Source organism: Rhodopseudomonas palustris HaA2 (assembly GCF_000013365.1).
In the GTDB taxonomy this organism is placed as follows: domain Bacteria; phylum Pseudomonadota; class Alphaproteobacteria; order Rhizobiales; family Xanthobacteraceae; genus Rhodopseudomonas; species Rhodopseudomonas palustris_J.
In genome coordinates this window covers 376,276-388,207 of record NC_007778.1, presented here as the reverse complement: position 1 = coordinate 388,207, position 11,932 = coordinate 376,276, and the positions used below count along the sequence as shown (strand labels likewise).

General features: G+C 66.3%; 12 protein-coding genes. 5 read left to right on the top strand and 7 right to left on the bottom strand.

Features of this window, described 5'->3' with window-relative positions; translation table 11 throughout:
* The first annotated feature begins 155 nt into the window (after nucleotides 1–155).
* A complete protein-coding gene (gene leuD / locus RPB_RS01730) occupies nucleotides 156–761 on the top strand; it encodes a 3-isopropylmalate dehydratase small subunit (RefSeq protein ID WP_011439243.1) in 606 nt (201 codons plus the stop codon).
* A gap of 284 nt (nucleotides 762–1,045) precedes the next feature.
* Here the strand turns inward: leuD and RPB_RS01725 are convergent, their stop codons facing one another.
* On the bottom strand, nucleotides 1,046–1,924 hold the full coding sequence (locus tag RPB_RS01725; RefSeq protein WP_011439242.1) for an HpcH/HpaI aldolase/citrate lyase family protein: 879 nt from the start codon (nucleotides 1,922–1,924) through the stop codon (nucleotides 1,046–1,048).
* 184 nt (nucleotides 1,925–2,108) lie between these two features.
* Between RPB_RS01725 and RPB_RS01720 the strand changes: the two genes are divergently transcribed.
* On the top strand, nucleotides 2,109–2,753 hold the full coding sequence (locus RPB_RS01720) for a carbonic anhydrase (RefSeq protein WP_011439241.1): 645 nt from the start codon (nucleotides 2,109–2,111) through the stop codon (nucleotides 2,751–2,753).
* A gap of 174 nt (nucleotides 2,754–2,927) precedes the next feature.
* Here RPB_RS01720 and RPB_RS01715 read toward each other — a convergent pair whose 3' ends face one another.
* A complete protein-coding gene (locus tag RPB_RS01715) occupies nucleotides 2,928–3,491 on the bottom strand; it encodes a TIGR00645 family protein (RefSeq protein WP_011439240.1) in 564 nt (187 codons plus the stop codon).
* A gap of 257 nt (nucleotides 3,492–3,748) precedes the next feature.
* Complete coding sequence (locus RPB_RS01710; protein WP_011439239.1) at nucleotides 3,749–4,783, bottom strand: aspartate-semialdehyde dehydrogenase; 1,035 nt, start codon at nucleotides 4,781–4,783, stop codon at nucleotides 3,749–3,751.
* Between the two features lie 158 nt (nucleotides 4,784–4,941).
* Here RPB_RS01710 and RPB_RS01705 point away from each other — a divergent pair, with 158 nt between their 5' ends.
* Both RPB_RS01705 and RPB_RS01700 read left to right on the top strand, forming a co-directional pair.
* Nucleotides 4,942–5,745 (top strand): hypothetical protein, encoded by an 804-nt coding sequence (locus tag RPB_RS01705; RefSeq protein WP_011439238.1) that lies wholly within the window; start codon nucleotides 4,942–4,944, stop codon nucleotides 5,743–5,745.
* Between the two features lie 163 nt (nucleotides 5,746–5,908).
* The gene (locus RPB_RS01700; RefSeq protein WP_011439237.1) at nucleotides 5,909–6,301 is read left to right on the top strand and encodes a hypothetical protein; all 393 of its coding nucleotides are present in this window, start codon (nucleotides 5,909–5,911) and stop codon (nucleotides 6,299–6,301) included.
* Between the two features lie 286 nt (nucleotides 6,302–6,587).
* Here the strand turns inward: RPB_RS01700 and leuB are convergent, their stop codons facing one another.
* Nucleotides 6,588–7,700: a 3-isopropylmalate dehydrogenase gene (gene leuB, locus RPB_RS01695; RefSeq protein WP_011439236.1), complete on the bottom strand. Its 1,113-nt coding sequence runs from the start codon at nucleotides 7,698–7,700 to the stop codon at nucleotides 6,588–6,590.
* A 223-nt stretch (nucleotides 7,701–7,923) separates the two neighbouring features.
* Between leuB and RPB_RS01690 the strand changes: the two genes are divergently transcribed.
* Complete coding sequence (locus RPB_RS01690) at nucleotides 7,924–9,111, top strand: YbfB/YjiJ family MFS transporter (protein ID WP_011439235.1); 1,188 nt, start codon at nucleotides 7,924–7,926, stop codon at nucleotides 9,109–9,111.
* A gap of 134 nt (nucleotides 9,112–9,245) precedes the next feature.
* On the opposite strand, the gene RPB_RS01685 is transcribed toward RPB_RS01690, so the two are convergent.
* The 3 genes from RPB_RS01685 to RPB_RS01675 form a co-directional block, all read right to left on the bottom strand.
* A complete protein-coding gene (locus tag RPB_RS01685; protein WP_011439234.1) occupies nucleotides 9,246–10,025 on the bottom strand; it encodes a molybdopterin-dependent oxidoreductase in 780 nt (259 codons plus the stop codon).
* 3 nt (nucleotides 10,026–10,028) lie between these two features.
* Nucleotides 10,029–10,661 carry a cytochrome b/b6 domain-containing protein gene (locus tag RPB_RS01680; protein WP_011439233.1) on the bottom strand — a complete coding sequence of 211 codons (633 nt, stop codon included), beginning with the start codon at nucleotides 10,659–10,661 and terminating at the stop codon, nucleotides 10,029–10,031.
* 221 nt (nucleotides 10,662–10,882) lie between these two features.
* Nucleotides 10,883–11,464 (bottom strand): fasciclin domain-containing protein, encoded by a 582-nt coding sequence (locus tag RPB_RS01675; RefSeq protein WP_011439232.1) that lies wholly within the window; start codon nucleotides 11,462–11,464, stop codon nucleotides 10,883–10,885.
* Between the last annotated feature and the right edge of the window lie 468 nt (nucleotides 11,465–11,932).

Genomic DNA, 11,932 nt, shown 5'->3' with positions numbered 1-11,932 from the left:
AAGCAATCCAGCCCAGTGCACGGCGCTCTGGATTGCGTCGCTTCGCTCGCAATGACGAGTGGGCTGAGCCCCCGCGTCACCCAGCCTCCCGAAAGAATCGCCTTGGAACGCTGGGCCGGGCCGGCTAAAATCCGGCCTCAATCTGGGAAAATCGCATGGACAAGTTCACCACGCTGGAAGGCGTCGCGGCGCCGCTGAAGATCATCAATGTCGACACCGACATGATCATCCCCAAGCAGTATCTGAAGACCATCAAGCGCACCGGCCTCGGCAAGGGCCTGTTCTCGGAACAGCGCTACCAGGACGACGGCAGCGAGAACCCGGACTTCATCCTCAACAAGCCGGCCTATCGCAGCGCCAAGATCCTGGTCGCCGGCGACAATTTCGGCTGCGGCTCGAGCCGCGAACACGCCCCCTGGGCGCTGCTGGATTTCGGCATCCGCTGCGTGATCTCGACCTCGTTCGGCGACATCTTCTACAACAATTGCTTCAAGAACGGCGTGCTGCCGATCCGCGTGTCGCAGGACGATCTCGACAAGCTGTTCGACGACGCCGAGCGCGGCTCCAACGCCACCGTGACCATCGACCTGCCGGCGCAGGAAATCCGCGGCCCGGACGGCGGCACGGTGAAGTTCGAGATCGACCCGTTCCGCAAGCACTGCCTGATCAACGGCCTGGACGACATCGGGCTGACGCTCGAGAAGAAAGCCTCGATCGACAGCTACGAAGACAAGCTCAAGACCGAACGCGCCTGGGCGTGATTTATACCTCTGCCCGCGCGCGGGGAGAGGTCGACCGGCGGAGCGCAGCGAAGCCGGTCGGGTGAGGGGGCGTTTCCGCGAGGCCGAGACTCAGTGCCCGCGTCGCCCCCACCCCAACCCTCTCCCCGCAAGAGCGGGGCGAGGGAGCAGGCTGCGGCTGTTGCGACGCCGTGCCGTCAACTCATGTCTCAGCCGTCATGCGCGGGCTTGACCCGCGCATCCATCTTCTTACGAAGATGGTGGATCGCCGGGTCGAGCCCGGCGATGACGTTGGTGGGTAGAAATCACCGCCCCGCCCGCTCGATCGCGTCGGCGATCGCGATGGTCTTTTTGGCGATTTCGGCGTGCAGGCGCTCGACCATGCGGCCGTCGAGCTGGATCGCGCCGCGGCCGGCATTTTCCGGGCGCTCGAAGGCGGCGAGGATCGCGCGGGCCTGCGCCACGTCCTCCGCCGGCGGCGTGAAGGTGGCGTTGCAGGCGTCGATCTGGCCGGGATGGATCAGCGTCTTGCCGTCGAAGCCGAGATCGCGCGCCTGGGCGCATTCCTGGGCGAAGCCGTCGACATTGGCGATGTCGCTGTAGGGGCCGTCGAGCACCACGAGGCCGTGCGCGCGGGCGGCGAGGATGCAGTGGCTGATCATCGGAATCATCGTGGCGCGGCCCGGTAGCATCCGGATGCCGGTCTCGCGTGAAATGTCGTTCGGCCCGAACACGAAGCCGGCGAGCCGGGTGCCGGCGATGTGGGTCTGCGCCGCCAGCTCCTCGGCGTGCAACACGCCGCGCGCGGTCTCGATCATGATCCAGACCCGGATCGCCGGATCGGCGTCGAGCTCGGTGAGGCGCTCGGCGATGGCGGCGATATCCTCGATGCTCGACACTTTCGGAACCAGGATACCGTCGGGGCCGACCTTGGCGGCCATCGCGATGTCGTCGCGCCACCACGGCGAATCCAGCGCATTGATCCGCACCAGCACCTCGCGGTGGCCGTATCCCTTGGCGGCGACCGCGGTTGCGATCTGGTCGCGCGCGGCGGCCTTGGCGTCCGGCGCCACGGCGTCCTCGAGGTCGAGGATCAGGCCGTCGGCCGGCAGCAGGCGGGCCTTCTCCAGCGCGCGCGCATTCGACCCCGGCATGAACAACAGGCTGCGGCGCGGTCGGATCATCGGTCTGTTCCCTCGGTGCGCGGAAAACGATGGCGATATCATCTCGGCCTGCGCGCCGGAAGACTTGTTCGCGGCGGCATCCTGTGATTATGCGGGCGGGATCAGGCGCACGCGCATCCTGGTCGCTGCAGCGGGTTCCGCTTCCCTAGACGCGACGACACCATTCCCTGGAGAGACAGCGCCGATGACATCGTTTCCGAAAGCCCTGGTCGAGGGCTACGAGGCGTTCCGGACGCAGCGGCTGCCGACTGAGCAGACCCGCTACCGCGAACTCTCGGAGCGCGGTCAATCGCCGGAAGTGATGGTGATCGGCTGCTGCGATTCGCGCGTCTCGCCCGAGGTGATCTTCGACGCCGGCCCGGGCGAGATGTTCGTGGTCCGCAACGTCGCCAATCTGGTGCCGGTCTACGAGCCCGACGGCGGCGCCCACGGCGTCTCCGCGGCTCTGGAATTCGCCGTGCAGGTGCTCAAGGTCAAGCACATCGTGGTGCTCGGCCACGCCCAATGCGGCGGTATCAAAGCCTTCACCGACAAGACCCCGCCGCTGACCGAGAGCGATTTCATCGGCCGCTGGATGGCGATGTTCACCAAGCCCGGCGAGGTGGTCGAACAGCGCGACCACGAGACCATGCAGGAATTCCGCACCCGGATCGAGAAGGCCGCGGTGCATCGCAGCCTCGAAAACCTGATGACGTTTCCCTGCATCCAGATCCAGGTCGCGCGCGGCAAGATCCAGCTCCACGGAGCCTATTTCGGCGTCGCCGCCGGCGATCTGTTCGTGCTCGACCCCGACAGCAAGGACTTCCGCCCCGCCGTCCCGCGCGGGTGAGCGAGCCGCCCCGATCATGAGCGTCATCCTGAGGTGCGCGCCCTTGCGCGCCTCGAAGGATGGCCGCAAAGGCGGGGCTCGCAGCCGCATCCTTCGAGGCTCGCTACGCTCGCACCTCAGGATGACGACGTGGACGTGACGGTTGCGTCGATACAGCGGGCGAAGCGACGCCCGCTAATGCCCGCCCTTGTCGTCGCCGCCGTGGCCGCCCCAGCGGTCGGACAGCGCCATCACCAGGGTCGAGACCACGAACACCAGATGGATGCCGATCAGCCAGCCGAGCTTGGTCGAGTCGTAGCCGGTGTCGAGATTCATGAACGCCTTCAGCACCTGGATCGCCGAGATCGCCACGATCGAGGCGAGCAGCTTCTGCTTCAGCCCGGCGAAGTCGACCTTGGTCATCCATTCCGGCCAGTCGGGATGGTCGCGCGGATCGATCCGCGACACGAAATTTTCGTAGCCGGAGAACACCACGATCAGCACCAGATTGCCGGTCAGCGACACGTCGATCAGGCTGAGCACGCCGAGGATGATGTCGGATTCCTTGGCGAGGGTGGCGTGCAGGATCAGTTCGCCGAGCAGCACCACGAATTTGTACAGCAGCACCAGCAGGCTGAGCACGAGGCCGAAATAGAACGGCGCCATCAGCCAGCGGCTGTTGAACAGCACGGTCTCGAAGCCGCGCTCGATGCGCTTGGTCGACGACAGGGGCTTTGGCGGATCGGGCTGGTCGGTCATGCTGCGGCCGTGGGCGATGAAGCTGCGCCAGCCTAGCGCGCCGGCGCGCTCGCGTCAGTACCGTTGCGCACCGTGAATGCAAATGGCCGGGGACGAGCCCCGGCCATTTGCAACCCTTTGCACGAAACCGTCATCCTGAGGTGCGAGCGAAGCGAGCCTCGAAGGATGCGGCGACGGCTGCAGCGTGTGCGGCCCATCCTTCGAGGCCGCCGCTGCGCGGCGGCACCTCAGGATGACGGAGCAGATCCGGCCGGCGACTACGCCGCTTTCTTCTTCGCGGTGATCAGCTTGCGGTTGATCAGCACTTCGGCGATCTGGATCGCGTTCAGCGCCGCGCCCTTGCGCAGATTGTCCGAGACGCACCACAGCACCAGGCCGTTGTCGACGGTCGGGTCGGTGCGGATGCGGCTGATATAGGTCGCGTCCTCGCCGGCGGCTTCATACGGCGTGACGTAGCCGCCCGGCTCCTGCTTGTCGATCACCAGGCAACCCGGCGCGCTGCGCAGGATGTCGCGGGCCTCGTCGGCGGAGATCGGGTTCTCGAACTCGATATTGACCGCTTCGGAATGGCCGACGAACACCGGCACCCGCACGCAGGTGGCCGAGAGCTTGATGGCGGGATCGAGAATCTTCTTGGTCTCGACCATCATCTTCCACTCTTCCTTGGTGTAGCCGTCCTCCATGAAGACGTCGATCTCGGGGATCACGTTGAAGGCGATCCGCTTCGGGAACTTCTTATTGATCAGTTCCTGATTGGTGTAGACGGCCTTGGTCTGCGAGAACAGTTCGTCCATGCCCTCTTTGCCGGCGCCCGACACCGACTGATAGGTCGACACCACCACGCGGGTGATCTTCGCCTTGTCGTGCAGCGGCTTCAGCGCCACCACGAGCTGCGCGGTCGAGCAGTTCGGATTGGCGATGATGTTCTTCTTGGTGAAGCCCGCGGCGGCCGCGGCGTTCACTTCGGGCACGATCAGCGGCACGTCCGGGTCCATCCGCCAGGCGCTGGAATTGTCGATCACCACCGCGCCCTGCGCGCCGATCTTCGGCGACCATTCCTTCGACACGGCGCCGCCGGCCGACATCAGGCAGATGTCGATGTCGCTGAAATCGTAGTGCTCCAGCGCCTTGCATTTCAGGGTCCTGTCGCCGTAGCTGACCTCGACGCCGATCGAGCGGCGCGACGCCAGCGCCACCACCTCGTCCGCCGGGAACTTGCGCTCGTCCAGAATGGCGAGCATTTCGCGCCCGACATTGCCGGTCGCACCCACTACCGCGACTTTGTAACCCATCGTTCACTCTCCGAAGGAATTTGCTCCGCCGCGGCGCGCCGCAGCAAGGAGAAGTCAGCGCTTCTATGCGAGAAACGCGGCCGACACAACTTGATACCTGCCCGCGCTTTTCCCTGCATTCTCAATCCTTCCGCGAGTATCGCCCGGAGTCTTTGCCGATGGGTTCGAATCCGGCCTTCCGGGCCGCGCCGCCGCAGAGCCGGATCCACCCGGCGCTGCGCAGCTTCGCCGACGAATGCCGCGAAACCGTGATGCGCATCCTGGCCTATGTGGGCGCGCTGGCGCTGATCGGGCTGATCATTTTCACCGCCGCCAATCCGCTGACCGACGCCGCGATCACCGCCGCCACCACGCCCGGCGACCGGCCGGGCTGGAGCATGGCGACGCACTCGCATCCCGCTTTCGCCGTCAGCCAGATCGACCTGCCCGGCGCCGTCGCGAGCACCGAAATCCTCCGGCATCCGGATGGCGGCCGCAAGGATGTCCTGCGCTGGGCCGCCCCCGGGCAGGCGCCGGCCGTCGAGATCGAACTGTACCGCCTCGGCGACGAGGCGCACGGCGTGCCGGACGCAGCGGCCGACCTCGCCGCCCGAATCGGTGCGGAGCGCGCCGAGAGCGCGCAGCCGGCCGGCCTGATCGACAGCAAGTTCGGGCCGGTGACGCTGTTCGATCTCGCCGGGCCATCGACCCGCTGCCTCGGCTTCTTCAGGAGGATCGACGACGCGGCGCTGCGCATCTCCGGCTGGACCTGCCAGGGCGACAGCCTGCCGCAGCGGCGCGCCGCGGCCGCCTGCATGCTGGACCGGCTGGTGCTGCTGACCGCCGGCGGCGATGCGGCTTTGGCCGACACCTTCGCCCACGCCGAACTGCGACGGCAGGGCTGCACGCCGGCGCCTGGGCAGGCGGCCCGTGCCGACTGGGTGTTCGGCGCGCAGAATCCGCGTCTCCGCGGCGCATTCTGACAGCGAATCGCACGCGTCGTTTAACCGTTGGATTCCATGCAACATTCCGGCAAGCCCGGAATTGCATATTTGCGCTCGGTGTGGCCGGATTGACCTTGTGGCGCGGCCATGCTGGCGGCTAGAAAGAGGCGTAATTTGCAATGCGCCTGCCGATGAGGACCCGATGACCCTGAAATTCCCAGCCGCCCAAACCTGCGCGAAGACGTTTGCGGTGCTGCTCGCGACGGTGGCCGTGGTGGCAATCGGCGTCGAATCGGCGGATGCGCAGCAGACCAGCAAGAAGCGCGTCTATCGCAGCAGCGACCAGATCCGCTACGGCGACCGCGGCCCGAACTCGTCGTACCAAGCCGGCCCGCGCACCCGCGTCTACGTCACCAAGCGCTCCTGGCTCGACGCCGGCACCGAAGTGCTGCCGGGCGATCGCAAATTCTCCGATTACGCCTTCCCGCCGGGCTATTCCTTCGCCCGCGAAAACGGCCAGCGCCCGCTCGACCGCCAGCCGCTCAACCCGGCCTCCGACCTCGGCGGCTACCCGGAGCGCTTCCCGCTGTACTGAGCGGCGCGGGTTCTCATCGGATGCGAAAATGCCCGGCTCAGCCGGGCATTTTTTGTTTCAGGACGTCGTTTCTCTGAAGAATCGTCATCCAGAGGTGCGCGCTCTTGCGCGCCTCGAAGGATGCGGCCACGGGTGCCGGCGGCCCATCCTTCGAGGCCTATCGCACCGCGCATAGCGCGGCACGATGGGCACCTCAGGATGACGCGGAAGGCGTTTGCGGCGTTGAGTCCGGAGGGTGGGCAGAGGCGCGCTGTTGCGCCGTGCCCACACGCTTCGAGCGCGCTCCTCAGCCGTGCAGCGCCTGCATCTCCTGGACGATGGCTTCGCCCATCTGGCTGGTCGACACCACGGTGGAGCCTTCGCTCTTGATGTCGGCGGTGCGCAGGCCGCGGGCCAGCACCACGGCGATGGCTTCGTCGAGCTTGTCGGCGAGCTCGCCCATGTCGAGCGAATAGCGCAGCGCCATGCCGAACGAGGCCAGCATCGCCACCGGATTGGCCAGGCCCTTGCCGGCGATGTCGGGCGCCGAGCCGTGCACCGGCTCGTACATCGCCTTGCGCTTGCCGGTGGTGTCGTCGACCGCGCCGAGCGAGGCCGAGGGCAGCATGCCGAGCGAGCCGGTCAGCATCGCGGCGATGTCGCTCAGCATGTCGCCGAACAGATTGTCGGTGACGATGACGTCGAACTGCTTCGGCCATTTGACGAGATTCATGCCGCCCGAATCGGCGAGCTGGTGCTCGAGCTGGACGTCCTTGTATTCGCGCGCGTGCACCTGGGTGATCACCTCGTTCCAGAGCACGCCCGTCTTCATGACGTTGCGCTTCTCCATCGAGGTGACCTTGTTGCGGCGCTTGCGGGCGAGGTCGAAGGCGACGCGGCCGATCCGCTCGATCTCGTAGGTGTCGTAAACTTGCGTGTCGATCGCGCGCTTCTGGCCGTTGCCGAGATCGGTGATGGTCTTCGGCTCGCCGAAATAGACGCCGCCGGTGAGTTCGCGGACGATCATGATGTCGAGGCCCTCGACCACTTCGGGCTTCAGGCTGGAAGCCTCGGCGAGCGCCGGATAGCACACCGCCGGACGCAGATTGGCGAACAGCGCCAGATCCTTGCGCAGCCGCAGCAGGCCGGCCTCGGGGCGGGCGTCATACGGCACCGCGTCCCATTTCGGCCCGCCGACCGCGCCGAAGATCACCGCGTCGGAGGCCTGCGCCAGCGCCATGGTGGCGTCGGTGATCGCGACCTTGTCGGCATCATAGGCGGCGCCGCCGACCAGGCCGTGCTCGGTTTCGAAGCTGGCAATGCCGGCTTTGTTCAGCCAGTCGATCAGCCGCGACACCTCGGCCATCACTTCGGTGCCGATACCGTCGCCGGGAAGAAGCAGCAGTTTATGCGTCGCCATGATTTGGGGTCCTCAGATCTACGACACCGTCATTGCCGGGCTTGACCCGGCAATCCAGCTTCTCGCGAAAATGATGGATGCCCGGGTCAAGCCCGGGCATGACAGCGGAAACGGAAAGCGGCCGAGTGCTAAAGCGCCGTTGCGGGCTTGGCAAGACAGTGTTGCTCGGGGCTCGGTTGCCCAAACGGCGAACTCCCTGCCACAATGGCGGCGGGAGAAACGCTTGACCCTGCTCGACCGCCCTGACGCCCCGCCGGCCCATCCGGCGCGGCTGATCCTGATCCTGTCGCTCGCGCCGACCGTCGGTCTGGGGATCGGCCGCTTCGCCTATTCGCTGCTGCTGCCCGACATGCGCGACAGCCTGCAATGGTCCTATTCGGCGGCCGGCTTCATGAACACCGTCAATGCCGCCGGCTATCTCGCGGGCGCGCTGGCGACCTCGCAGCTGGTGCGCCGCTACGGGCTGGCGGCGATCGTCCGCGCCGGCACGCTGGCCTGCGTGGCGTCGCTGGCGCTGTGCGCATTGTCGGGGAGTTTCGTGGCGCTGTCGGCGGCGCGGCTGATCGCCGGGATCGGCGCGGCGCTGGCCTTCGTCGCCGGCGGGGCGCTGGCGACCACGATCGCGCAGTCGCAGCCGGCGCGTTCGGCGTTTCTGCTCAGCCTGTTTTACGCCGGCCCGGGCATCGGCATCCTGTCGTCGGGGCTGATCACGCCGTTTCTGCTCGAGGCCGCCGGTCCTGGCTCGTGGTGGATCGGCTGGCTGGTGATGGCGGTGCTGTCGGCGGCGATGACGCTGCCGCTGCTGCTGGCACCGCTGGCCAGCGCCGCCAACCTCGGCGGCGGTGCGGCGCGCTTCACGATCCGCCCGGTGTGGATCTATCTGGCCGGCTATTTCATGTTCGGCGCGGGCTACATCGCCTACATGACCTTCATGATCGCCTATGTGCGCGATGCCGGCGGCGGGGCTGCGGCGCAGAGCGCGTTCTGGTGCCTGATCGGGGCCAGCGCCTTCGTCACCCCGTGGGTCTGGCGCCGGATCATGGCGATGGACCGCGGCGGCATGTCGACCACGATCATCCTCGGCGTCAACGCGGTCGGCGCGGTGCTGCCGCTGTTCGGCCTGTCGCCGCTGATGCTGGCGATCTCGGCGCTGGTGTTCGGCGTGTCGTTTTTCGCGGTGGTGGCCTCGACCACCGCCTTCGTCCGCTTCAACTACAGCCAGGCGCAATGGCCCGGCGCGATCGCCGCGATGACGATCGCATTCGGCATCGGCCAGACGCTCGGCCCGCTGCTGGTCGGCGCCATCACCGACGCGATCGGGTCGCTGTCCTCGGCGCTGGCGGTCTCGGCCGCGACGCTGGCGCTCGGCGCGGTGCTGTCGGCATTCCAGCGGCCACTGCGGCGTGCCTGATCCAAGTAAGTCATTCCGGGGCGCTCGCGCAGCGAACGAACCCGGAATCTCGAGGTGATGAGCACCGCAGAACAGCTCGTGATTCCGGGTTCACGCGCGTCGCGCGTGCCCCGGAATGACGGTGGAAGGAGCGATTACAGTCCGCTGAACGAATTGTAGCCCTGGTCTTCCCAATAGCCGCCTTTGTAGTCGTTGGTGACTTCCATCGCGACGACGTATTTCGGATTCTTGAAGCCGAGCTTGGTCGGGATTCGGATCTTCATCGGATAGCCGTAGGCGCGCGGCAGGATCTGGCCGTCGTATTTCAGCGTCATCTGGGTCTGCGGATGCAGGGCGGTCGGCATGTCGATCGGCGAGGTGTAGTCGTCGGCGCAGCGGAACCAGACGTATTTGGCGTTGGTGTCGGCGCCGACCAGTTTGAGGAAATCGCTCAGCCGCACGCCGCTCCACGAGCCGATCGCGCTCCAGCCCTCGACGCAGATGTGCCGGGTGATCTGCCCGACTTCGGGGAGCTGCGTCAGTTCAGCGAGCGTCCAGCTCTTCTTGCTGTCGACCAGGCCCGAGACTTCGAGCGCCCAATCCTTGCCGTCGATCTCCGGCGCCTCGTCCAGCGAGTAATACGCGTTGAACGGGAACGGCCGGGTGATGTCCTTTTCGCTGTAGGTCGGCGCCAGCGTGTTCGGATCGAAGATCGCCGCCTGCACCGCATCGTTGAACTTCGACACCTTGGCGAGCAGGTTCTCGGCCGAGGCGCCGTCGATCACGTCGCAGCCGGTCAGCAGCGTCAGCGCGCCGAGGCTGGCGCCGCCGGAGAGAAAACGCCGGCGCGTGAGATCCGGCATCAGCCGGGCGGCGTCCTTGACCAACAGCGTCTTGTCGACGCCGGGGATCAGCAGCGATTTGATGCGCAGCATCGACTATCTCCCGAGGATCATCGCCCGCAGGCTCTTCGGCACCAGCACCGCCAGCACGACGTGAATGACGAGGAATCCGACGATCGCCGCCATCGCGAAGAAATGCACGTAGCGCGCGGTGTCGTAGCCGCCGAACAGGGCCGTCAGCGTCTGGAACTGGACCGGCTTCCAGATCGACAGGCCCGACAGCACGGCCAGGATTCCGACCAGAATGATGCCGGCATAGAGCAGCTTCTGGACATAGTTGTAGGTGGTGAGGTCGGCGTGCGACAGCCGGAAGGTCGCGGCCCTGGCGAGGTCGGTGACGACGCCGGAGGGCGTGATCGGCCACAGCTTGCGGCGGAAGCGGCCGGTGGCGAAGCCGACCGCGAGATACACCAGGCCGTTGAGCATCAGCACCCACATCGCCGCGAAGTGCCACAGCAATCCGCCGCCGAGCCAGCCGCCCAGCGTGATCGCGCGCGAGAACTGGAAATCGAACAGCGGCGAAGCGTTGTAGATCTGCCAGCCGGATAGGATCATCACGATCATCGCGGCGGCGTTGATCCAGTGCACGACCCGCACCCAGGCGGGCTGGATCACTTGTCGCGCAGCGCCGGCGGCGGCATCGTTTTCACTGAGCGTGGTGCTCGACATCGGACATCCTGAAGCGGTTCGTCATCAAAGCGATGGCCTTGACGATACGGACTATAACCCCGCCTCGTTACGCCCGCTTCCCTTCCACGGCGAGATCGACATCACCGTTTCGATCACGAAAGCGCGAGCCGGTGTCCCGGCCCGCGCCCTTCGCGAAGCAGCGTGGTGGTCGCCGCTTCATCCGCCGCCTCGGGGGACGTTGGAAGCAGCGGAAGCGATCGTCAGGACGGCATCAGCACGGTGTCGACGACGTGAATGACGCCGTTCGACTGGTTGACGTTCGGGATGGTGACGGTCGAGCTGCCGCCCTTGCTGTCGACCAGCATCACGCTGTCGCCGGCGCGCTTGACGGTCAGGACTTCGCCCTCGACGGTGGTCAGCTTCTTGCCGTCGGTGAGGTCGGCGGCGACGAGCTTGCCGGGCACCACGTGATAGGTGAGGATCTTGGTGAGCTGCTGCTTGTTCTCGGGCTTCACCAGCGTGTCGACGGTGCCGGCCGGGAGCTTGCCGAAGGCGGCGTTGGTCGGCGCGAACACCGTGAACGGGCCCTTGCCTTCCAGCGTCTTGACCAGGCCGGCGGCCTTCACCGCGGCGACCAGCGTGGTGTGATCCTTGGAGTTGACGGCGTTCTCGACGATGTTCTTCGACGGATACATCGGCGCGCCGCCGACCATCACGGTGTCGCCGCTCATCTCGCTCTTCATCATCTTCTTGGATTCGGCCTGCGCCGGTACGGTCACGGTCGCGGTGAGCGCCAATGCGCTCAGCGCCGCGGCGGACAGATAGGCAATTCGCTTCGACATGTTTCGTCTCCCGATTCGGTTGGACCCGCGGCCAAGCACGCGGGCGAGGTTCGCAACGACGGCGCGTTGGGGGGCTGGAGGGCTCCGTCGTTGCAGCCAGCTACGGGAGTTGCGATGGGCAGTTTCAGAATAGATTTTTTGTCGCAGGCTGAAACTAATCGCCGGGATCGGCGTTCGCGCGTGCCCTGCTCGGTTGCATCACGCGCTGATGACGGCGACTTGATAGTGGGGCTCGGGGAGAATCGCGCGCGCCGTTTCCCCCACCCCAACCCTCCCCCGCGAGCGGGAGAGGGGGCGCGCTGATTGCGTTGCGGACGATGCGGATGATCAGTTCGGCCAGAACGCTCCGAGCTATTTCATCAATGAGTATCGATAACTGATTGAAAGAGGATGATCAGCGCCGCCTCCGACCGCAGCCTGACTCCCTCTCCCGCTTGCGGGAGAGGGTTGGGGTGAGGGCGAGCCGAG